Source organism: Plesiocystis pacifica SIR-1, assembly GCF_000170895.1.
Classification (GTDB): Bacteria; Myxococcota_A; Polyangia; order Nannocystales; family Nannocystaceae; genus Plesiocystis; species Plesiocystis pacifica.
The window spans coordinates 81,183-102,908 of sequence record NZ_ABCS01000024.1 but is presented as its reverse complement, the minus strand read 5'-3'; the positions used below and the strand labels follow the sequence as shown (position 1 = coordinate 102,908).

Annotated in this window: 16 protein-coding genes; 6 read left to right on the top strand and 10 right to left on the bottom strand. The window is 71.6% G+C overall.

The features are described from left to right. Positions 1 to 130 precede the first annotated feature (130 nt). Positions 131 to 457, top strand: coding sequence for a hypothetical protein (locus PPSIR1_RS14905; protein WP_006971906.1), 327 nt, complete (start codon positions 131 to 133; stop codon positions 455 to 457). Between the two features lie 96 nt (positions 458 to 553). Here PPSIR1_RS14905 and PPSIR1_RS14900 read toward each other — a convergent pair whose 3' ends face one another. Beyond that, positions 554 to 1,420 (bottom strand): hypothetical protein, encoded by an 867-nt coding sequence (locus tag PPSIR1_RS14900; protein ID WP_157595563.1) that lies wholly within the window; start codon positions 1,418 to 1,420, stop codon positions 554 to 556. A gap of 56 nt (positions 1,421 to 1,476) precedes the next feature. Here PPSIR1_RS14900 and PPSIR1_RS14895 point away from each other — a divergent pair, with 56 nt between their 5' ends. Together PPSIR1_RS14895 and PPSIR1_RS14890 are read left to right on the top strand one after the other, a co-directional pair. Then, positions 1,477 to 2,139 (top strand): histidine phosphatase family protein, encoded by a 663-nt coding sequence (locus PPSIR1_RS14895; RefSeq protein ID WP_045116027.1) that lies wholly within the window; start codon positions 1,477 to 1,479, stop codon positions 2,137 to 2,139. Beyond that, positions 2,136 to 4,064: a DUF885 domain-containing protein gene (locus tag PPSIR1_RS14890; protein WP_006971903.1), complete on the top strand. Its 1,929-nt coding sequence runs from the start codon at positions 2,136 to 2,138 to the stop codon at positions 4,062 to 4,064. The genes PPSIR1_RS14895 and PPSIR1_RS14890 overlap by 4 nt, the downstream gene beginning before the upstream one ends. On the opposite strand, the gene PPSIR1_RS14885 is transcribed toward PPSIR1_RS14890, so the two are convergent. The 6 genes from PPSIR1_RS14885 to PPSIR1_RS14860 form a co-directional block, all read right to left on the bottom strand. Then, positions 4,048 to 5,559, bottom strand: a complete 1,512-nt coding sequence (locus tag PPSIR1_RS14885; protein ID WP_006971902.1) for a sodium:solute symporter family protein — start codon at positions 5,557 to 5,559, stop codon at positions 4,048 to 4,050. The two genes, PPSIR1_RS14890 and PPSIR1_RS14885, sit on opposite strands and share 17 nt — an antisense overlap. 7 nt (positions 5,560 to 5,566) lie before the next feature. After that, positions 5,567 to 5,821, bottom strand: a complete 255-nt coding sequence (locus tag PPSIR1_RS14880) for a hypothetical protein (RefSeq protein WP_006971901.1) — start codon at positions 5,819 to 5,821, stop codon at positions 5,567 to 5,569. Next, positions 5,818 to 6,873: an HTTM domain-containing protein gene (locus tag PPSIR1_RS14875; protein ID WP_006971900.1), complete on the bottom strand. Its 1,056-nt coding sequence runs from the start codon at positions 6,871 to 6,873 to the stop codon at positions 5,818 to 5,820. Before PPSIR1_RS14875 ends, PPSIR1_RS14880 begins: the two co-directional genes overlap by 4 nt. Further along, positions 6,870 to 7,559 carry a hypothetical protein gene (locus tag PPSIR1_RS14870; RefSeq protein ID WP_006971899.1) on the bottom strand — a complete coding sequence of 230 codons (690 nt, stop codon included), beginning with the start codon at positions 7,557 to 7,559 and terminating at the stop codon, positions 6,870 to 6,872. The genes PPSIR1_RS14875 and PPSIR1_RS14870 overlap by 4 nt, the downstream gene beginning before the upstream one ends. After that, the gene (locus PPSIR1_RS14865; protein ID WP_157595562.1) at positions 7,556 to 9,976 is read right to left on the bottom strand and encodes a gluzincin family metallopeptidase; all 2,421 of its coding nucleotides are present in this window, start codon (positions 9,974 to 9,976) and stop codon (positions 7,556 to 7,558) included. The genes PPSIR1_RS14870 and PPSIR1_RS14865 overlap by 4 nt, the downstream gene beginning before the upstream one ends. 74 nt (positions 9,977 to 10,050) lie before the next feature. Then, positions 10,051 to 10,587 (bottom strand): HD domain-containing protein, encoded by a 537-nt coding sequence (locus PPSIR1_RS14860; RefSeq protein ID WP_006971897.1) that lies wholly within the window; start codon positions 10,585 to 10,587, stop codon positions 10,051 to 10,053. Between the two features lie 35 nt (positions 10,588 to 10,622). Between PPSIR1_RS14860 and PPSIR1_RS14855 the strand changes: the two genes are divergently transcribed. Beyond that, positions 10,623 to 14,117 carry a serine/threonine-protein kinase gene (locus PPSIR1_RS14855; RefSeq protein WP_006971896.1) on the top strand — a complete coding sequence of 1,165 codons (3,495 nt, stop codon included), beginning with the start codon at positions 10,623 to 10,625 and terminating at the stop codon, positions 14,115 to 14,117. A gap of 75 nt (positions 14,118 to 14,192) precedes the next feature. Here the strand turns inward: PPSIR1_RS14855 and PPSIR1_RS14850 are convergent, their stop codons facing one another. Further along, a complete protein-coding gene (locus PPSIR1_RS14850) occupies positions 14,193 to 15,701 on the bottom strand; it encodes a lamin tail domain-containing protein (protein ID WP_006971895.1) in 1,509 nt (502 codons plus the stop codon). Between the two features lie 224 nt (positions 15,702 to 15,925). Between PPSIR1_RS14850 and PPSIR1_RS14845 the strand changes: the two genes are divergently transcribed. Further along, entirely contained in the window at positions 15,926 to 17,218 is a 1,293-nt protein-coding gene (locus PPSIR1_RS14845) for a hypothetical protein (protein ID WP_006971894.1), read from the top strand. Positions 17,219 to 17,272: 54 nt separating this feature from the next. Here the strand turns inward: PPSIR1_RS14845 and PPSIR1_RS42740 are convergent, their stop codons facing one another. Beyond that, positions 17,273 to 18,154 carry a formylglycine-generating enzyme family protein gene (locus PPSIR1_RS42740; protein ID WP_157595561.1) on the bottom strand — a complete coding sequence of 294 codons (882 nt, stop codon included), beginning with the start codon at positions 18,152 to 18,154 and terminating at the stop codon, positions 17,273 to 17,275. A gap of 290 nt (positions 18,155 to 18,444) precedes the next feature. On the opposite strand from PPSIR1_RS42740, the gene PPSIR1_RS14835 reads away from it, so the two are divergent. Continuing rightward, the gene (locus tag PPSIR1_RS14835; protein ID WP_006971892.1) at positions 18,445 to 19,398 is read left to right on the top strand and encodes a YHYH protein; all 954 of its coding nucleotides are present in this window, start codon (positions 18,445 to 18,447) and stop codon (positions 19,396 to 19,398) included. Positions 19,399 to 19,461: 63 nt separating this feature from the next. Here PPSIR1_RS14835 and polX read toward each other — a convergent pair whose 3' ends face one another. Continuing rightward, positions 19,462 to 21,693 (bottom strand): DNA polymerase/3'-5' exonuclease PolX, encoded by a 2,232-nt coding sequence (gene polX / locus PPSIR1_RS14830; protein ID WP_006971891.1) that lies wholly within the window; start codon positions 21,691 to 21,693, stop codon positions 19,462 to 19,464. Between the last annotated feature and the right edge of the window lie 33 nt (positions 21,694 to 21,726).

The following is a 21,726-nucleotide window of genomic DNA, read 5'->3' as shown; positions in this document are numbered from 1 at the left end:
TCGCGATGGGACGGCGACGGAGGAAGCGGCGCGTGTCCAGCTTTCGCGCCCTTTTCGCAGCTCGACTTCTCCACAAAATTTTTGAGTCCGAAACAGTTCGGGCATGTTACATTTGAGAAACGGAAGCTCCATGAACCGTCTTCGTCGCGACATTCAGGCTGCCCTCATCGCCGCGTTTGGTGCGATCTCCACGCTCACGCTGAACCCGCAGCTCCTCACCAGCACCGAGTCGAGCCACACGGTCATCCAGGCCGGCGAGGTCGTCGGCGGCCTCCTCGACATCGAGGACGCGCGAGCCGAAGGCGCCTGGTGGGTCGACGGCGACGCTGCCAGCAACTCCGCTCAGCTGAGCGTCGATCCCAGCAGCGACCGTTTGGTCTGGCGGGTCGAGGGGCCCGAGGACACCGTGGTCCTCGACGCCCGCACCGGCGAGGCCGTCGAGTTCATCTTCGACTGAGCGCTGCGCCCCCCTTCGAGCGAAAGCTCCCAGATGCCAATCTGCTCACCGAGCAGGTTGGCATCTGCGTTTCATAGCTCGCAAATACCGACCTACTCAAAGCTCGCAGATACCGACCTGCTCATATCCCAAGAGCAGGTTGTTTTGCGAGTAGAAGGCCCGGCAGCTCTCGCTCTCCGTGGGGCACGCGTCGTCGAGGGGCATGCCGTCCATGCGATCGCAGATCTGCGCGCAGCAACCCACCGCGCCCCCCTCCCCGCAGCCCTCCGCGTCGACGAGCTTGCCGGCCGCGCACATCAGGCCCGGGTCGCAGCAGTTGAGGCACTCGCAGGGATCCCCGTGCACGCCGGCCTCGCCCGAGCGATCACGATCACAGCTCCAGCGCTTGTCCGGGTCCGGGTAGCAGCCCCACCCTTCGGGGCAGCCCGGATCCGCGTCCAGGGGATGGCAACGCTCGAGGCACAGCGGCAGCAAGTCGTTGGTCGACATCGAGCACACGTGGTCCTCGTCTCCGCAGCTGAGCTGGACCGTGCAAAAGGCCACGCAGATGCCCGCGCTGCCGTCGGCCTCGGTGCCCCAGCACAGGTGCCCGAGGTCGCAGTCGTCGGAGTCCTCGATCTGCTCGCAGCCCTCGCCCGCCTGCTTGTCGCCCAAGATCGGTACGCAGCGGTTCGTGGGCCCGAGCGCGTCGACGACGTAGCTGCACTTGAAGCCCTCGTCGCAGGCGTCGAGCTTGGTCGGGCTGCACTCGGGCTGGGGCAGGTCTGGGAGCGGCGGGCTCTCGGTCTCGCTCTCCTCCCCGTCGTCCTCGAAGCCCCCGGGGTTGGCCGTGCCGGAGCAGCCCGACAGCGCCACCGCGCTCGCTAGCGCCAAGCCCAGCGCGCGACCCCAGATCCGACCCCAGATCCGACCCTGGCCTGCGCGGGGGTCGCTCCATGCACCGGGCTCGCGCGGGGCCACCATCGGTCGACCATGGCCCAGCTCGGGAGAGCGGGCAAGTCTGTGTTACCAACCATTGGATGAGCAAGGACGGTGGACCGCAGCATGGCATCTTGGCCTGGGAACCCGAGCCCGAAGTCCCCGCCCGTCGGCTCTTGCTCATCCGCCACGGCCACTACGATCGCGTCGACAACCTCGGCGACACGGTCTGGGGGCTGTCGGCACTCGGCCGGCGCCAGGCCGCGCGCACGGCCCGACGCCTCGACCGCCTGCTCGCCCACTTCGACGGCGAGCTCGAGGGCGTGTACTCGAGCCCCTGGCCGCGCGCCCTCCAGACCGCCGAGATCGCGGCCCACGAGCTCGGCCTCGATCGCGTCCGGGTCAAGAGCTACCTGCACGAGGCCATCCCCCTGGTCCGGGCCCTCCCGGACGGGCGCTCGAGCCACCCGACCTTGCCGGTGACCACCGACGAAGACCGCGAGATCGTCTCGCGCCAGGTCGCGCGCATCGTCGCCCGCTTCTTCAAGGCCAGCACCAAGCCCGCGACCTACCTGCTGTTCATCCACGGCAACCTGATCCGCTACCTGCTCGCCCACACCCTCGGCCTGCCCTACGAGTCGTGGATGCAGATCGCCATCGACCACGCGTCGGTGACCGAGCTGCGCGTATTCCCGGGCGACGCGACGGCGCTGATCTCCTTCAACGAGACCGGCCACATGCCGCCGGAGATGATCAGCTCGTGAGCCGCCCTCGCCTGCTCGAGGTGGGGGCCTTCGGGGCCCTGCTGAACTTGAGCCTGGGCTTGAGCCTGGGCCTGGGCTGCGCGCCGGTCACCAGCCCGCCGCCCCCGGCCAAGCCGCCGCCGACCTCCGACGTGGCGATCGGCCGGGTCCAGGACCCCCAGCGCATGCTCGAGGAGTTCGCCGAGGACTTCCTCGCCGACTACTTCGCCCGCCACCCCGTGATCGCCACGGCCTCGGGCGAGCACCAGCACGACGGGCGCTGGCCCGACCTGTCCGCCGAGGGCCGGACCGAGACCGACGCCTGGGTCGAGCTGCGCCTCGACGAGCTCGCGGCCATCCCCCGCGAGGCCCTCGGCCCCGAGGGCCGCATCGAGCTCGACACGATCCGCAACCAGCTCGAGCTCGCCCGCTTCGAGGCCGAGGTCGAGCGGCGCTGGGTCAACGACCCCCTGGCCTACAGCACGCTCATCTCCATGGGCCTCGACGACCTGCTGTCCCGGGACTTCGCGCCCCTCGAAGAGCGCGCGGCCGACCTGGCCGAGCGCCTCGAGGGCCTGCCCGAGCTCCTCGCCCAGGCCCGCGCCAACCTGTCCGACGCCAAGGCCATCCGCCGCCCCCACGCCGAGGTCGCCGTCACCCAGCTCGGGGGCGTCCGCGAGCTCATCGAGGTCACCATCCCCGAGCGGACCGCGGCCCTCGACGACGCCAGCGAGGTCCACGCCCGCTTCGAGGCCGCCCGCGGCCCGGCCCTGGCCGCCCTGACCGAGCTCGAGAACCAGCTGCGCGACGCCCTGCCGCGGGCCGAGGGCCAGTGGCGCCTGGGCGCCGAGGCCTTCGCCACCAAGCTCGCCCTCACCCTGCAGTCGGACCTGACCGCCGACGAGCTCGTGACCCTCGCCGCGGCCGAGCACGAGCGCGTGCGCCGGGACATGGCCAAGCTGTCCCGCGAGCTCTACGCGGCCATGTTTGGCGAGCGCGCCCTGGCCCGCGTGGGCTCCGACGACGACGCCATCGTCCGCGCCGTGCTGGCCGAGCTCGCCGCCGACCACCCCAGGCCCGAGGACCTGCGCGACGCCGCCGAGGCCAACCTCGAGCGCCTCGACCGCTTCGTGCGCGAGGGCGAGCTCGTGCCCATGGACGAGCGCGAGGTCCTCGAGGTCATCTGGACGCCGCCCCACGCCCAGGGCGTCGCGATCGCGGGCCTGGCCGCCCCCGCCCCCCTCGACGCCGACACCCCCGGGCTGCCGAGCTTCTACCTGGTCCAGCCGCTCCCGGCGAGCTGGGGCGCGGAGCTGCGCGAATCTTTCCTGCGCGAATACAACAGCTTCATGCTCGAGATCCTCTCGATCCACGAGGCCATCCCCGGCCACTTCGTGCAGCTTTATTGGGGCAAGCGCGAGCCCTCGAAGGTCCGCCGGGTGTTCCCCAACGGGGCCTTCGTCGAGGGCTGGGCCGTCTACACCGAGCGGGTCATGGTCGAGGCGGGCTACGCGGGCGCGGGGCCCGACCCCAAGTCCGACAAGCGGCCCAAGGGCGTGTCGCGGGCGCTGTGGACCGTGCAGACCGACCCGGCCCTGCGCGCCAAGGCCATCCGCCTCCACGGCCTCAAGTTCTACCTGCGCACGGTCACCAACGCGATCCTCGACCACGAGATTCACGCGGGCAGCATGAGCCGCGAGCAGGCCATCGAGCTCATGGTCGAGCGCTCCTTCCAAGAGCGCGGCGAGGCCGAGGGCAAGTGGGTCCGGGCGCAGCTGACCTCGGCCCAGCTCTCGACCTACTTCGTCGGCGCCACGGCCTGGTTCCGGCTGCGCGAGCGCGCCGAGGCCCGACCCAACTTCTCGCTGCTCGACTTCCACGCCGCGGCCTTGAGCCACGGCGCGCCGCCGGTCCACCGCCTGCCCGAGCTCATGGGCTGGGAGTAGTCGTCGCCTCGCGGACGGGGCCGAGCACGGCCTCGGCCACGCTCGGGCTCGTCGGCGGGCTCAGCAGCGACCCGGCCACCGCCCCGGCGATGGCCGCGAGCAAGCCCCAGGCGACCGGCAACAGGCCCAGCTGCGCCGCCTTGGGCACCACCTCGAGCCAGGTCAGCAGCAGCACGGCGTTGCCCAGCACGATCGAGCTCGCCGCCCCGGCGACCGTGAACCGGCGCCAGCGCAGGCCCAGGAACAGGGTCGGCACCAAGGTCACGTAGCCCGAGAAGCTCAGCTTGGCGATCTTGAAGATGGAGGCTGGCCGCGCGAGCACCACGGCCCAGGTCAGCCCGGCCACGAGCACGAGGAAGACCCGGCCGAGCTGGACCTGGCGGCGCTCGTCGAGGCCCGCCGGCAGCACGTCGCGGGTCAGCATCGACGAGAGCGTGAGCAGCTGGGCGTCGAGGGTCGACATCACGGCGGCGAGGATGCCCGCGAGGGCGAGGCCTTGAAGCACGGGCCCGAGGTGGTCGAAGATCAACATCGGGAACACCGCGTCGGACTCCTTGCCGACCAGGCCCGGGTGCTCGACCGTGGCCCAGACGCCGAACAGCACGGCCGGGACCCACAGCAGGATCATCGCCAGGGGGTAGTAGCGGCAGGCGTTCTTGAGGGCCTCGACGTCCTTGGCCGCGAAGATGCGGACCATCATGTGCGGGAAGGCGATGACGGTCAGGGCGATGGCCAGGGCCCACGAGGCCCACTCGCCCGGGGCGAAGGGGCCCTCGCGCGGGACCTCGAACAGGCGCGGGTTGTCGGCGTGGATGCGGGTCATCAGCCCGCGCAGGCCGTCCGCCCCGAGGCCGACCTGGTCGCCGAGGCGGTCGCCGATCAGGAAGAAGGCGAGCAGCGTGAAGCCCAGGAAGACCGCGCCCTGGAACACGTTGGTCCACATCGTCGCGCGCATGCCCCCGAGGCTCGTGTACAGCAAGGTGATGACCAGGATGCCCCCGGTCGCGGGCGCGTAGCCCAGGGCCCCGCCGCTGAGGGTGTCGGCGGCGATGCCCACCCCGGCCACGGCCGTGACCATGTAGGGCACGGTGTAAGCGAAGAACACCGCGAACATCAGGTAGCCGATCCAGCGCACGCCGAAGCGGCGCACGTAGAGCTCGGCCGGGGTCACCGCGCCCGTGCGCTTGGCGGCGATCCACGCCGGGTAGCCGATGAGCCAAAAGGTCAGCGGGATGCCCAGGACCACGATCGCCGCGTTGAGCCCGAACACGCCGACGCCGTGGTGGTAGGCCAGGCCCGGGATGCCCATGAGCACGAAGGGGGTGACGTTGGTCCCGAACAGGGCCATGAACAGGACCACGGTCTTGGCCGTGCGCCCGCCCAGGAAGTAGTCCTCCGCCGTGGTCTCGGACTGGCGAAAGGCCGCCGCGCCGATCCCCAAGACCACGAGGAAGTAGGCGACGACGACCGCGACGTGGATCCCGTACTCGGCCATCGCTGCTCTATTCGTGGTTGGGCCACAGCCGGGCCGTCATCCAGAACACCACGCCCGCCGCGGCCAGCATCCACGCGACCCGGTAGGCCAGGTCCCGGGGCATCCAGCCGAGCACCAACCCGTGCTCGCCCTGCTCGAAGGCCAGCATGTGCGTGGCCAGCAAGGCGACAACGGCGAGGGCGAAGGCCACCCGCTCCCCGGGGCCCGCCGGCGCGCGATCGCCGGGGTCGAGCTCAGGCTGGACCTGGACCGGTTGCGTCACTCGGACGATGGTACGGGATCCGGAGGCGCTTCGGAGCCGCGGCCGAGCAGTCGTCGGCCCAGCCCATGCAGCAGTCGACGCAGCCCGCCGACGAGCCCGCGCAGGTCGTCGCCGGTCAAGAAGCACACGTAGGTCCCGACCACCAGGGGCGAGAACAGCACGACGTAGACCGAGAGCTGGATGCCCAGGTGCATGGCCGCGCCGAAGCCCAGGAACACCCAGCGCAGATCGGGCAGCGGCCAGCCCGGGCGCCCCTCTCGGGCGCGCTCTCCCCACGCCGGCAGCCGGCGGCCGAGGGCCTCGTAGGCCCAGTGGAGGAGCACGAAGTAGCCGAACCACCGCTCCCAGCACAGCACCGCCAAGGTCAGCGGACGCAGCAGCCACGGCTGGACCGCGGCCGCGAACTGGCCGACGTCGTAGTGGCGGTTGTAGGGGTTGACCACGGTGTAATAGATGGCCGTGCCGTCGGGGTCCCAGGTCTCGCCGGTCTTTTCGTAGCCCGTCGCCACGTACAAGATCGCCAGCTGGAGCTGGAGCACCCGCCGGCACCACAGCGGCACCGGCCCGCCCAGGCCGCGCCAGCGCGCGTCCAGGGAGAAGCCCCGCCCCGCCGGCATCCACAGCAGCAAAAAGCCGAGCACCATGGCGAGCTGGTCGGGGTAGGCGTAGAGCAGCGGGTTGCGGCCGTAGAGGCTGATCCACACGAACATGCCGACGAAGCCGCTGACCCGCGTGAACAGGCCGACGCACCACAGCGCCAGCGCGACGACGCCCACGCCGAAGATGGCGCGCACGGCCCAGGGGTCGCCGATGTCGAAGAAGATCGAGCGCCGGCTGGGGAAGGCCAGGGCCGCGAAGCGACCGTAGAGCATGGACTCGTCGCTGAAGTACTCGGCCACGGCGCCGATGTGGCACAGCGCCGAGACCAGCAGCACCCCCGCGATCACGGCCCGGGCGACGCCGAGGGTGAGCGGGTCCTCGTCCCCAGCGAGGCGGCCGATGATGCCCACCAGCCACTCGGTGAAGTCCCAGCCTGACCGCGCCTCCGTCACCGCCGCGCCTCCACGCTCCGGTCCTCGGCGACCATCCGCTTGATGACCTCCACCCGGCAGCTGGTGTCCTGCATCTTCAGCCGCTTGACGGGCCCGAGCACCTCCGCCCCGTCGCGCACCCGCGAGGGCTTGCGGATCCGCCGGAACAACCGAAACATCTCCACGCGCCGGACCTCCCGGCCCTTGCGAGCTTCCCGCAGACAAATCCCGCGCATGTACCAGGTCCGGTTGCGGTTGGTCTGCTTGGGCTTGCGCGTGGTCGTGTGCTGCCAGATCGACCGGCGGTCGCGCTTCCAAAACCACGCCGTGCCCCAGTCGACCATCGCCTGCTCCTCCTCGACGACCCAGTAGTTGCCCTCGCTGTCGTGGGCGACGACCTCGATGAAGTTGTGGCTGCGCGCGGCGTTGGGCGCATACATCTTCCAGGTCTGGCTGAGCGAGATCTTGCGCATGGCCTTGCTCAGCTCGGTGCGCCGCGCGTGGGTCGACTCGGGCAGGCGATCCCGCGGCGTGGCGGCGAACACCATGGTCGCCATCAGCAGCGCGGAGAACAGCAGGTTGCAAAAGCGCCGCGCGCCCTCGCGCTCGAGCCACCAGTCGAGCGCGCGCGCGGCGAGGCCCGGGCGGCGCTCCGCTTCGGGGCTCGCTTCGGGCTGTGGGGGAGAAGCTGTGGAGGTCTCGGTCACCGCGGGGAACGCCGACGGCGTCGACGGCCGGAAACTCCCGGAGCCGTCCCCAGGCCCACCAAAACGAGGAGCCCGAGCGCCAGCGCTCCTGGCTTACCGTCCTCCCCGCCCGCCGCGCAAGCGCAAGAAGCACCGTCCTCGACGCTCGGGTCGTCGGCGTCGGCGTTGGGGCTGCCCTCGTCGAGGATGTCGCTGTCGATGCTGCCGAGGAAGAGCTCGCGCACGACCGCGATGTCGCGCTCGGGATTGACGAAGGCCACGTGCACGACCTCCCCGACCTCGAGGCCGCGGATCAGGATCTGCCGCCGGCGCTCGCCCAGGCGCGTGGTCTCGTACATCTCGTCCCAGTCGCCCTGCACCCAGGTGACCTCGTCGACGTCGGAGCCCTCGCCGTCTTGGCTGCCGAGGCTGGTCAGGGTGTAGGTGAAGCTCACGGGCGCGTCCTCGGACACGCTGCTGCGCTTGATGACCACGGTGGTGTCGAGGTCGGTGTTGACCGGCTGCCCCGCCGAGTTGCCCTTGGCGGACAGCTCGAAGTCGATGAGCAGGTTGTCCGAGCCCTCGGGGACGACGTGGCGGTACTGCACGGGCCCGGGCCAAAAGGGCGAGACGCCGTCGCTCTTGTTGCGCAGGTACAAAAAGGGCGGGTCCTCGAGCTCGTCGAGGATGTCGGTCTCGACCACCCGCGGGCAGTCGACGACCCCGCGGCCGTCGAGGATGGCCTCGAGCTCGTCGCGCTCGCCCGCGCTCCAAGTGCCCGCGGCGACCCCCGCGTCGGCGATCTCGAGCAGCGCGGCGCTGGCCTGCTCGAGGGTCGCGTCCCCCGGCAGCAGCGGCAGGGCCCCGAGCACGACCGCGTCGAGCTTGTCGCCGCCCAGGGCCTGGCGGGCCTCCCACAGCGCCGCCGTGAACGGGGCGCTGTCGTTGTGCTCTTGCCCGGCCATGTCCCGGGGGCAGACGTTGTCGTTCTCGGCGCTGCGGATCCACGCGCGGTCGAACTCGGGCCAGTAAAAGCCGACGTAGTCCCCGAGCTCGGCCAGGTCCGTGATCATCATCGAGTGGTAGTCGGCGATGGACTCGTTGAGCGCCCTCGCGTCGCGCAGCACCCCGTCGGCCCGGGTGTGGTAGCTGCGCAGGCCCTCGGGGGTCAGCAGGTGGACGATGCCGTGGCCGAGCTCGTGGTAGACGACGTCGCCGTCAAAGGCGAAGTCGACCGCGGCGCCCTGGCCAAAGAGCATGGTCGGGCCGCTGGCGATGTCGCAGTTGCCCGAGTAGTAGGCGTTGTTGTAGGGCCCAAAGGACAGCTCCGGGTAGTCCGGGGCCGGGGTCAGCCAGTGGAAGTTGGCGACCATGTTCGAGACCTCGCAGGGGAAGCCCTCGACGCCCCGGGCCTCGAGCTCGCCGAAGAATTTTTCGGCGTGGTAGTACATCGACAGCTCGGCGTAGAGGTCCTGGGCGTCGAGGTTGTCCTCGCTCAGGGTCACGTCGGGCACGGGCACGAAGAAGTCGCCCTCGGCGTCGGCCTGGACCTGCTGGGTGGGGAAGCACTCCTCGTCCTGGCGCCACGGCGCGAACACGCCGGGCTCCTCGTCGATGCAGTTGAACACCCGCAGGCGGTTGCCCGTGAGGAAATTGCCCTCGGGCAGGGTCATGCCCTCCTCCCACGGCTCGGGCTCGGGGTCGAGGTTCTCGAGGGTGACCAGCTCGGGCGCCGGCGTGTCCACGGGGTTGATGGTGTAGACCTCGGCCTCGTTGATGAAGAAGACCTGGTCCTCGACGGCGAGCACCCGCCCGGTCGCGGCGCTGACCCAGGCCCGCGGGCGGCTCGCGGGCGCTCCCCCGTTGGCGTCGCCGTGGCTCAGGGGCACGTCGAGCTCCCAGGCCAGCACGGGGCGATCGAGGATCAGCAGGTAGACCAGCGTGGCCTCGATGCCCTCGCGCTGCGCGGGGAGCAGCTGGGGCGCGAGCTGGGCTGCGGCCTGCTCGGCGTCGAGGCGGGCCTGCGAAGGAAGCAGCTGCGGCGGGGCCTCGGGGTAGCGCGCCGCGATCACGCGCTCTACGCTCGTGCCCGCTCCCGCCCCCGCCCGAGACCGCCAGACCGTCTCGAAGGCGCCGCGCACCGGCAGGCCGTGGAGCGCGAGGCTCCGCCGCTCGGCGAGCTCGGACCCGGCTCCCACCCAGACCCCCGCGGGGCTGTGCGCCACGGCGGCGTAACGCAGGCTGCCCGGCGCGAGGCCGCGGTCGACCGCGCGCGCGTTCAAGACCGCGGGGTCTGGCGCAGCGAGTTCTCCCTCCTCATCGAGGGGCGGCGCAGCCAGGGCCGGCGCGGCGGCGCTCACGGCCAGCGCCGCGGCCAGGGGAAGCAGGAGGACCCGACCCGGAGTGGGGAGACTGCTCGGCCACCGACGCATCCGCATGCTGGTCAGCTTATCACCGAGACCTCGCCCGTCCGGGCTACCAGTCCAGGCAGTCCGAGGCTGCCGCCACCGATTCAGCGCGCAACGAGAGCGTCCAGTTCGGACCACACCGCGTCGCACAGTCCCGGGCGGTGGACGGCCCCACGAAAGGCGGGGTGCTCGTCGGCGTACATCGCCAATCGCGCGTCACCATTTGCCACGCAGGCGCGGACGTTGGCCAGACGATCCGCGGCCTTGACGATCAGCGCCGCCCGGCCCGCGGCGTCCTCGGGAGAGGTCCGCTCAAAGCGGGCGTGGAGGGCCGCCTTTCGCTGCTTGCGGTTGGCCCCAGGGGGATCGCTGAGGAGCTCGACGGCCCCCGCGACCACAGCCCCGAAGCGCTCGGCGACCTGCGTGGCGGTGACCGGCGTGTCCTCGACCACATCGTGGAGGTAGGCGACCGTGCGCAGCAACGCGTCGCCGGCTCCCCCTCCGAGCTGCGCTCGGATCAGCTCCGCGACCTCGTCGAGGTGCGTGACGTAGGGCCCGTCTCCGTAGCGCTGGTCGCCGTGGTGCTCGATGGCGAAGGCTCGGGCCTGCGCGGGGATTGCATCGTGCGTCGATTCAGCCATGGCGTCGCTCGCCTGGTCTAGTCTACACATGCATCGTGCCCGGGGACGACCAGCTGCTCGATACGGTCTGCGAGGCCGACGCGGCGCGGAGGCCGGGAGAGGGCGAACTTCTCTTCGATCCCCAGGCGACCCACGACGACGCCGACGGCCTCGACGACGAGCCGGCCGACCCCATGGTCGGGCGCTACCGCCTGCTCGATCGCCTCGGCGTCGGAGGCATGGGCACGGTCTTCCTCGCCGAGGACCCCGAGCTCGAGCGCCAGGTCGCCATCAAGCTGCTGCACTCGCGCAGCGCCGACCACTCCCAGGTCCGGCTGCTGCGCGAGGCCCAGGCCATGGCTCGGGTCTCGCACCCCAACGTCGCCGCGGTCTACGACGTCGGCCGCTTCGGCAGCGAGACCTTCGTGGCCATGGAGTACATCGCCGGCGGGACCCTCGAGGACTGGCTCGAGCAGACCGAGCGCAGCTGGCGGGAGATCGTCAAGCTGTTCATCGCCGCGGGCCGGGGCCTCGCGGCGGCCCACGCCGCGGACCTCATCCACCGCGACTTCAAGCCCGCGAACGTGCTCATCGGCCTCGACGGCGTCCCCAAGGTCACGGACTTTGGGTTGGTCCGCGCGAGCGCCCGGGCCCTCGAGAGCCTCGGCGACTCCGGGGCGGCGATGCGCGCGAGCGCGGTCGAGGAGGCCGAGGCGGGCTCCAGCTCGGGCTCGCGCCGGGTCCAGCCCCGGGCCAACGTGCCGACGGGGCCGGTCGCGGACGCGCCCTCCTCCGACGCGTCTTCGTCCAACGCGTCCGGTCGCTCGAGCCAGGAGCTGCGCGGGACCCGAAGCACCGGGGGCGGGATGTTGGCGAGCACCTCGAGCTCGGGCTCGAGGGTCGGCCGCGCCCTCGCCCTGCGGGTCACCCGAGCGGGCGCGGCCATGGGCACGCCCGCCTACATGGCCCCAGAGCAGCTCCGGGGCGACGCCATCGACGGGCGCAGCGACCAGTTCTCGTTTTGCATCGCGCTCTACGAGGCCCTCTACGCCGAGCCGCCCTTTTGCGGCGACGACATCAAGGCCCGGGTCCAGGCCCTGGCCCTCGACGAGCGCCGCCCCCGTCCGTCCTCGGCCCGCGCCCGGGAGGTCCCCGGCTGGGTCGACGCCATCGTCGAGCGCGGCCTCAGCCACGACCCCGCCGCGCGCTGGCCGTCGATGGAGGCCCTGCTCGAGGCCCTCGCCGACGACCCCTGGCTCCGCCGTCGGCGTCGCCGTCGGGCGGTGATCAGCGCGGGCCTGAGCCTGGCCCTGGTCACCGGCGTGGGGCTGGGCGCGTGGGGGGTCGAGCAGCGCCGGGCCAGGGCCTGCGACGCCACGGCCGAGGGCGCCGCGGCGGCCTGGTCGAGCCGCCGCGCCGACCTGCGCCGCGCCCTCGAGGCCGGCGGGGAGCACTACGCGGCCGCCCACGCCGAGCGGGTCGAGGCCGCCTTCGAGGGCTGGACGCAGCGCTGGGGTCGAACGCGGCGCGAGCTGTGCATGGCGCACGGGAGCGGGCGCGCGGCCGACGAGCGGGCGCCCGTCGATCGCAGCGGGCGCGTGGCCGCGGCCGAGCGCCGCTGCCTCGACGACCAGCTCGCCGCCTTCGAGGCCGTGCTCGCGATCTTCGAAGAGGCCGCCGAGCGCCCCGGCGTGGCCGCCCACGCCCTCGCCACCGCCGACGCCCTGCCCGACCCGAGCACCTGCCGCGAGGACGCCCGCGAGCAGGTCGACGCGGGGGTCGGCGCCCTCGTGTCCGGCGAAGGCTGCGGCGCCGAGCTCCACGGCGCGCTGCACCGGGTCCGCGCCCTCGACCACGCCGGCCTCTACCAAGACGGCGCCGCCGCGGCCCAGGCGCTGCTCGCCCGCCCCGCCCTGCGCACCTGCCCTTCCCTCCACGACGAGGCGCAGGTGCTCGCGGCCGAGCTCGATCTGGCCCTGAACCACGACGACGAGGCCGAGGCGGGCTTTCGCGCGGTGCTGCGCTCGGCCGGGACCCGCGACGACTTGCCCACGGCCCTGCGCGCCAGCCAGGGCCTGTCCGCCATCGCCCGCCAGCGCGACGCCATCGAGGTCGCCTGGGTGTGGCACGAGTTCTCGGCGCTGTTCGTCGAGCGCCTCGAGTCGCCGCCCGAGCTCGTCGTCGAGCTGACCATGGAGCGCGCGCACCTGCACCTCATGGCCGATCAGCCGGAGGCCGTCGAGCGCGAGCTCGAGGCCGCGCGCGCGCGCATCGACGAGGTGCTCGGCGATCAGCACCCCACCTGGCTGCGCTGGTACAACCTCCAGGCCGACCTGCTCGACATGCAGGGCAAGGCCGCCGAGGCCGCCGAGGCCTCCGAGGCCGCGCTCAACCTGGCCAAGGCCATCTACGGCCCCGACCACCCCGAGGCCGTGCGCGCCCTGGTCACGCTCTCGGGCAACCTCAGCGACCTCGACGGCGAGCGAGCCCTGGCCCTGCAGCACACGGCCTTCGACATGGCCCGGCGCATCTACCCGCCCGGGCACCCCAGCCTGCTCCACGCCCAAAACGGCCTCGCCGTGACCCTGGTCCGCGCGGGCCAGCTCGACCAGGCCGTGCTCGAGCTCGAGAGCCTCATCGCGCAGATCGACGCCCTGCCCGAGGACCAGCGCGACCTCAGCCAGCTCGGCCAGTTCCTGTCCAACTACGGCGCGGTGCTGCGCCGGCTCGAGCGTCACCAGGAGGCCGAGCCGCACCTGCGCCGATCCGTCGCGGTCACCGAGGCCGCCCTCGGCCCGGACCACCACCGCGTCGGCCTGGCCCTGCTCAACCTCGGCAACGTGATCGGCCGGCTGGGCAAGATGGAGGAGTCCATCGCCGTGCAGACCCGGGCGCTGCGCATCTTCGAGACCCTCGACCCCAACCATCAGTGGGTCGCGCTGGTGCTCGGCAACCTCGGCAAGCTCAACCTCGGCCTCGATCGGCCCGACGAGGCCCTGCGCCTGTTCGAGCGCGGGGCCAACGTCGCCCGGGTCACCTACGGCGAGGACCACCCGCGCTACGTCGAGCGCGTCGTCGACCTTGCCCGGGCCGAGGCCGCCCTCGGGCAGCGCGAGCAGGCCCAGCTGCGCTTTGACCGGGCCTTCGAGCTGTGCGCGGCCCAGGCCCGCAAGGCCGAGCTCGACAGCGCCCAGGCCCGCCTCGACCGCGCCCAGGGCGACGGGCGCTCGCTCCGGGACGAAGAGTGCTCCTTCGCCCTCGGCGCGCTGACTCGCTTTCACCTCGACAGCCAACAGCCCGCCCGCGCCGTCGAGGCCGGCGCCCGGGCCTACGCCGTCCGCGAGCGCATCGACGATCCCGTCGAGCGCGCCAACCTGATCTTCGCTTACGCCGAAGCCCTCGCCGCCAACGCGCGCTACGAGGGGCCCGAGGGCGCCCGAGCCGTCGCCGCCGCGGCCCTCGAAGCCCTCGCCCAGGCCCCGGAGAACTGGGCCGACGTGGCCATCGAGCGCGCGCGCATGGAGACCACGGTCGCCGGCTGGCCCAGTTGAGCGCCCCAAAACGAGGGCAGCACAAAAAACGAGGGCGACCCAAAGGCCGCCCTCGCGCTCAGACCCGAGCTCGGCTCAGGGGAGGTTCATGTTGCAGGCGGCCTCGTTGACCTCGCCCGGGGAGCCCAGGTCGCCGTCGCCGAAGTCGACCGTCGAGAAGCACCAGTTGGCCGGGTCGTCGTTGGCCGTGGCGTCGATCTGGTTGGGGTCGAGCTTCCACGAGATGCCGTTGTCGGCCCCGCCCTGGGCGACGTACTTGGCGGTCGAGTCGATGATCTCGGTGCTGTTGAGGATCACCGCCTGGTCGTCGCCGGAGTTGTTGAAGCCGGGGTTGGACCCGGTGTAGGCGTCGGCCGGATCGGTGTAGCCCCAGCTGGCCTCGGGGCCCTTGCCCAGGACCACGTAGGCGCCAGGACCGACCACCAAGGACACGTCGACGTCGCCCTCGGCGGACAGGTTCTCGTCCTGGATGCGCAGGCCGAGCAGGTCGACGTCGGCGTCGGTCGCGTTGAACACCTCGATCCACTCGCAGTTGGTGTCGCCGCACACGTCCGGGTCGAACATGATCTCGGTGATGACCAGGTCGCCGGGCAGCAGGTCGTCGATGCCAGCGATGATGTTCTCGGGCTCCATGTAGCCTTCGAGGTCCGCGGGGCTGCGGGGGGCGACCTTGAAGGCGCCGAAGTTGAAGTTCAGCGGGCCCTGGGCAGCGGTGAAGCTGGCGCCCAGGTTGAAGTTCGGGAAGTTCGCGCCGCCGTCGTCGAAGATGTTGTAGAGGAAGTTGTCGACGCGGCCGTCGGCGTTGCCGTCGTTGACGTCGAACTCGTCGAAGCCGGGCAGGTTGACGACCTCGAGGTCGCCCTCGATGCGCACGTAGACGCCCTCCCAGGGCTCGCCGACGTCGACGGCGTAGTCCGCGGTGGTGATCAGGTCGGGGGCCGGGATGGGCTCGATGACGCCGACCTCGGTGACCGTGCCCATGCTGGCGTCGATCTCGGTCAGGTCGTTGAACTCGACGGCCACGCCGGTGATGTCGACGAGGTCACCCACGGCGAGCTCGCTGAGGTCGATGGCGTCGGCGACGAACACGTAGACGCCGCTCTCTTGGCCGCCCTCGGGCTCCTGGGCGAAGAAGGCGTTGCCCGAGGGCGCGACGCCGGTGACCCACACGCCCTGGACGTCGACGGGGGTGTCGGTGGGGATGGTGCCGTTTTGGATGTCGTAGATGGTGTCGTCCTCCCCCATCATCCCGGTGTCGGTCTCCATCCCGGTGTCCGTCTCGGTCCCGGTGTCCGTCTCCATCCCGGTGTCGGTCTCCATCCCGGTGTCCGTCTCGGTCCCGGTGTCCGTCTCGGTCTCCGTCTCCGTCTCGGTTTCGGTCTCCGTCTCGGTCTCCGTCTCCGTCTCGGTCTCCGTCCCGCTCGTCGTCTCGGTGCCAACGTCGTCGTCGGTCGAGGACTCGGTGTCAGTGTCGGTCTCGCTGCCGACCTCGTCCGCGCCGTCGTCGGTGGCGTCGTCCGTGCAGGCGAAGGTGAAGATCAGGCTGGTAGCAAGGCAAAGGCTGGTCGCGGTTCCGTACTTCATGACGAGCGGAACCTACCCCCAAGGTCGGCCACCGAAAACCTACCGTGTGCGTTACACTGAGCCCTCGCAGACGCAACGCCCGTGACGCGAAGGGCGCAGCCGTCGACTTTTGCACTACCCCCGTGCGCGCTTGTATTTGTCTGCCCGTGCGCCCTCGCCCCACCGCTTCGCTCCCCGCACGGGGCTCCGTCCGGGTCTCTGCGATCACCGAGATTTCGGTCAAAGTGGCCGAACTCGGCGTCTGCGCGGCCCTCGGGCTGGTCGTGCTCGGAGCCACGGCCTGCGGAGGCTCGCCGCCCGTGGGTGGAGAGGACCGAGCGGTCCGCCCCGACGTGTCCTCCGAAGCCTCCGCACCCGACCCAGGCTGCGACCTCGATGAGGCGGCACACAGCGATCTCTCACCGGACGATTCCGCCCCCGCGATCTGCTGCATCAACCGCAGCAGCGTCGATCCAGTAGCCCTGACGGATGCTTGTGGTTGGGGGGCCTACCGCGGCGAGTCCCAGCAGTCCGACTGCGTGCACGCCTTCGAAGGCGGCGAGCTTCGCCTGAGCCCGGTCCTGGGTCTCGACCGGGACGCGGCCCTGGCCCTGCACGCGCGCGGCTTCGAGGGCGAGCACGCGATCACCTCCCTCGACGGCGGCGCGAGCTTGTCCGCCCACGAAGACCGGCGCTGGGCCTTCTTCGAGGGTCCCGCGGGTACGACGTGGCGGGCGAGCTGGCTGGCGAGCGCGTGCCCGGAGGCGGCCATGGCCGGGGTGATCGAGCAACTCGCTACGGCCGATGACGAGGCCGAGCAGCCCCCGCGGGCTCATCCTGCCCTCGGCGACGCGCCGGGCGAGGTCGCGGCCGGGAGCTTGCTCGCCGCCTTCGCCCCCGACGCGTCGGCGCCCGCCGTCGCGGCCATGCTCCCGCCCGACGAGAGCACGAAGACGAGGCGACCCCTCCCGAGCGTCGCCCTGCGTCGACTCGGCGTACTCATGAGCGCCGTCGCGGCCGAGGATCTCGAGGCCTTTCGCGCGACCTTGGCCCCCGACGCCCGCGTCGGTCTCCCCGATCGTCGAGAGCTCGGCGCCCGCCCGATCGTCGATCCTTCCCGCGAGCTCGACGGCCGCGAGACCCTCGACGCCCTGCGCCGCGCGAGCGCCCGCCTGCCCGCCGCCCAGGCCCACTGCCCCCTCCCCGACCGCCGCCTGCTGCCCGCCATCGAGCGCGGCGAGCTCCCGCTGTGGTGCCTGTGGACCAGCGAGGACGGCCTCGACGTCCTGGTCTTCGCCCTGCGCCCCGAGGGCTTCAGCTACGTCGGCCTGTTCCCCGAGCGCCCCGCCGCGCCCATCGTCGTCGACGGCCAGCCGCCCGCGCCCCCGCTCTACCCCCGACCCGAGCTGCGCTGCCCCGACCCCCACGCCCTGCTCTACCCGGGGACCTGCCCCGAGCTCGAGGCCGAGCTGCGCGCGGAGCAGGCCTTCGACGGCGAGGACACGACACTCGCCGACGACGCCGGCGAAGACTACTGACTATTTTGGGCCGTCGTGGACGACGCCACGCCCTCCCTGCCCCACGTCCACGACTCAACCGTCTGCGGCGCACCGGAAGCCCCGCGAGGGCCCGTCGTTGTCGGGGTTCGAGCGCCAGCGCTCGAAGCTGCGCAGGTTGTTGGGGCTCGCGTCGAGGAAGTCCCCGCCCCGGTGCACGCGCTGGGTGCCCGTGTCCGGGCCCTGGGGGTCGGCGCTCGGACCGGTCGTGTAGTAGTCGGCGGCGTACCAGTCCGCGACCCACTCGTCGACGTTGCCGGCCATGTCCGCCAGGGTCTCGGGGGTCTCGCCCATGGGGTAGGTGCCGACGTTGGCGGTGATCCCCGTCAGGCAGCCGTAGTCTCCGCCGTCGCCCATCATCATGAACATGTGGGCGAGGGTGCAGCTGGCCGGGGTCTCGCCCCAGGGGAAGGTCCGGCCCTCGGCGCCCCGGGCCGCGTACTCCCACTCGGCCTCCGTGGGCAGGCGCCGGCCCTTCCACGCGCAGTAGTCCGCCGCCTGCTGCCAGCTCACGCAGTTGATCGGGTGCTCGAGCAGCACAGGCGATCCGAAGGTGCAGCTGGTGTCCGTGTTGGTCGTCGCCGAGCAGCCGCCCGCGTCCACGCACTCGGTGTAGGCCGTCATGGTGACCTCCGTACGCTCGATGGCGAAGTCCGAGACCGTGACCGTGCGCAGGGGGTTGTCGGCGTCGCAGGCCTCGGCCCCGGCGGGGCAGCCCATCTCGAAGCTCCCGCCGGTGATGGCGATGAGGTTGGGGTCCGGCGGCTCCCCGGTGTCCGACTCTTCTGCCTCGTCTGCTTGGGTACCCGACTCCTCCGCCTCGTCCGATCCCCCCGTGTCGTCCCCGGGACAGCCCGTGAGCACGGTCAGAGCGAGGGTGGTGGAAACGACGAAGTGGGGGGCCAAGGACCAACGCATGGTCGGCACGATGGCACGATGAGACCCGTGGCACGAGCGGAATCGCGGGGCGCCGTCGCAGAAGCTGCACTCTCCGCGCGGGGGCATCGGCAAAGCTCGCAGTCCGCGAGCCAGGCCCGCCCTCCCCCGATCGGGCGACGCGCGAACGGTCCCGCGGCGCGCAATCGGCACAGTACGCGTTTGGCAGAATTCACTGCACTAGACCCCACTGGAGCGCCTTTACGTCCGACTAACACCCCCTTTGCGGCATGCGCCCACGCGCGGAACACTGGTTGCACACGGGGGCGGCCATGCCCACCACCAAACCCCTGACCCTGTGCGCCCTCGCGCTCTTGGCCTTTGCAGGCTGTACCGACGACCCCGGCACCCTCGACGACGACAGCGGCGAGACGGCCGGGAGCGAGGACGAGGTCGGCGAAGATGGCAGCACCGACGGGAGCGGGACCGACGAAGCGGGGACCGACGACGGCACCGGCTCGACCGGCGGCGAGACGACCGGCGGTCAGCCCAGCGACTGCCCCGTCGACCAGTTCGTCGATCCCCAGCCCGACCCCAACAACGGCGCCTACGCGGACCCCTTCCTGAACGTCTACTGCGAGCACGACGAGCTCGTCGTGGAGTCCAACGGCATCCCCCACTACGAGTTCGTCCAGCTGACCCCCAACCCCCTCGGCGCCCAGGACTACGCGTGGCGCATCCCCCAGTTCCCCGAGGTCGCCGCCCAGACCACGGAGGTCCCCCTGCTCGGCCTCGAGGCCTTCTCGGTCAGCGGCCTGCCCATCTTCGGCCCCAACGAGGGCCCCTTCCCCGACCCCTTCGGCGACCCCGTCTACAACGACATCGTCGACTTTTGCCTGGGGCACACCGCCATGGAGGGCGTCTACCACCTCCACGCCATGGTGACCGAGTGCTTCAAGATGGACCCGGGGCCCGACCAGCCCTCGCCGATCATCGGCTACGCCCTCGACGGCTTCCCCATCTACGGGCCGCGGGGCTGCCTCGACGCCGGCTGCAGCGAGGTCGTCGAGTTCCACTCGGGCTGGGTGCAGACCGGCGATCCGACCACCTACGCCTGGGACAACCACGAGTACCAGCCCAGCGACGACCCCAGCGTGCTCGACGAGTGCAACGGCCGCTACGACGCGAACGGCAACTACGGCTACCACGCGACCGCGACCTTCCCCTACGTGCTCGGCTGCTACCGGGGCACGCCCCAAGGCGTCGGCATGGGCGGCCCCCCTTGATCCCAGGCGCCGTGTGTGAGCGGACGACGTAGTCGCTCTCGCGACAATCGACCTACCGATCCCCTACACCTCGGTACCGTCGTAAATGATTTCAAAGGCTCGCTGCAACGAGTTGCCCCCGAGCGCTTGCAGTGCGGCCTCGAGCGTAGGATCGCTGTCGCCTCCGCCCTGCATCAGCCAAACCGAGAGCCGCGTCTTGGTTTCCTCGGCGAGGGGGCGCTGGGCGAGCGCCTCGAGTAGTGCGTCGACGGGGCTGGGCTCGGCTTCCTCCTCGGTCGCCGGTTCGAGTTCGAGTTCGAGCTCGAGCTCGAGTTCGGGCTCGACTCGTCGGGGCTCGACCTCGGCGGGCGCTTCGACGGGCACCGGCGAGACGAGCTCGACCTCGAGTTCATCGCCCTCGCCCCACGCGTGCTCCTGGGCCACCTCGAGGGACTCGAGCACGAAGCCGGCCGGGGCCAGCTCACCACCTTCGTATCCAGCCGCAAACCCAGCCGCGCCCTCGCTTCGCGGTACGGCCACGGCGACCCCTCCCCCGCCCAGGCCGTGCTCGCGCAGCCGCCGGGTCCGTCGCTGAGCGAGGGTCTCCCACGGCTGCGCGTTGACGATCTGAGCGGGCTCGAGCCAGCCCCGCCGCGCCATGGCCAGGCCGTACTCGTGGCGGCCGAGGTGCGCCGGCGAGTGGGCGTCGGTGGCGATGGACACGGACACGCCCCGCTCGCCGCAGCGCCGGCAGTCGACGTCGCCAAGATCCATGCGCATGGGGCCGCCGTTGCACTCGAGGGCGACGTCGTGCTCGCGCGCGGCCGCCATCACGGCCTCCAGATCGAGGGCGAAAGGATCGCGCTTGCCCGGCCTACGCCCGGTGGGGTGGCCGATGCAGTCGACCACGCCGCTCTCGATGGCCCGCACGACCCGGCGCGTCATCGCCTCGCGCGAGAGGTTGGTGCGCTGGTGCACGCTGGCGATGACCCAGTCGAGCTGGGCGAGGAGCTCGGGGTCGAGGTCGAGGCGCCCGTCCTCGAGGATGTCGACCTCGACGCCCGCGAGCACCCGCAGCTGGGGGAACTCGCCGCGAGCCTCGAAGGCCCGAATGCGCCCGAGCTGCTCGGCCAGGCGGGCCTCGTCGAGGCCGTTGGCGATGCGCAGCGCCTTGGAGTGGTCGGTGATCGCGATGTAGCGGTGGCCCAGGGCCGCCGCCTTCGCGGCCATGTCGCGCAAGCTCCCGCGCCCGTCGCTGTCCGTGGTGTGCATGTGCAGATCGCCGAGCAGGTCCTCGTCGCGGACCAACCGGGGCAGGCGCCCGCGCGCGGCGGCCTCGAACTCGCCCCGACCCTCGCGCAGCTCGGGCGCGATCCAGGGCAGGCCGAGGTGGCGAAACACCGCCTCCTCGTCGGCGCAGCCGTCGATCAACGCCTCGCCCTCGCGGTGGAACACGCCCTTGTCCGAGACCTTGAGGCCCATGGCGTTGGCGCGCTTGCGCAGCTCGATGTTGTGCTGCTTCGAGCCGGTGAAGTAGTGCAGCCCGGCGCCGAAGCTCGCGGGCGGGAGCAGGCGCAGGTCGGCCTGCTGTTGATTGCGCAAGCGCACGGAGCAGCGCCCCTCGGTCCCGCGCCCGCCGATGAGCACGCTCTCGACCTCGGGCAGGGTCTGAAAGCGCGCCAGCACCGGGGCCGGGTCCCGGGTCGCCACGAGCACGTCGAGATCGCCGATGGTCGCCTTGCGTCGACGCACGCTGCCCGCCAGGGCGATGCCCTCGACGGCCGGGAGCTCGCGCAGGGCCGCGACGATGCGCCGGCCGACCCGCTCGGCGTCGATCAGCGCGGTCTTGCCCCGGCGCTTGCGGTAGGCCTCGATGCCCGCGAGGATCTTCTGGGCGTGGGACAGGCCCATGCGCGGGATCGTCTCGATGGCCCCGGCCTTGGCCGCGTGCTCGAGCTGGTCGAGGGTGGTCACGCCCAGGCGGTTGTGGATGTTGCGGACCATGGTCGGCCCGATGCCCTTGATCTTCAGGAGCTCGCGCAGCCCCAGCGGCACGCTGCGCCGGAGCTCGTCGAGGTCGTCGCAGCTGTGGCGGCGCAACATCTGCTTGATTCGGTGGATCGTGCCCTTGCCGACCCCGCGGATCTTGGGCAGTTCACCACGCTCGAGCATCTGAGCCGCCGGCCGGGGCAGGCCCTCGATGATCCGAGCCGAGCGCCGAAAGGCCCCCACGCGGTGGCGGTCTCCCCCCTTGATCTGCAGGAGGTCGGCCATCTCCACGAACATCGCGGCGATCTCGGTGTTTTCGAGGGGCATTTTCGCGGTATCGTCCGGCCCCCACAGTCTCTC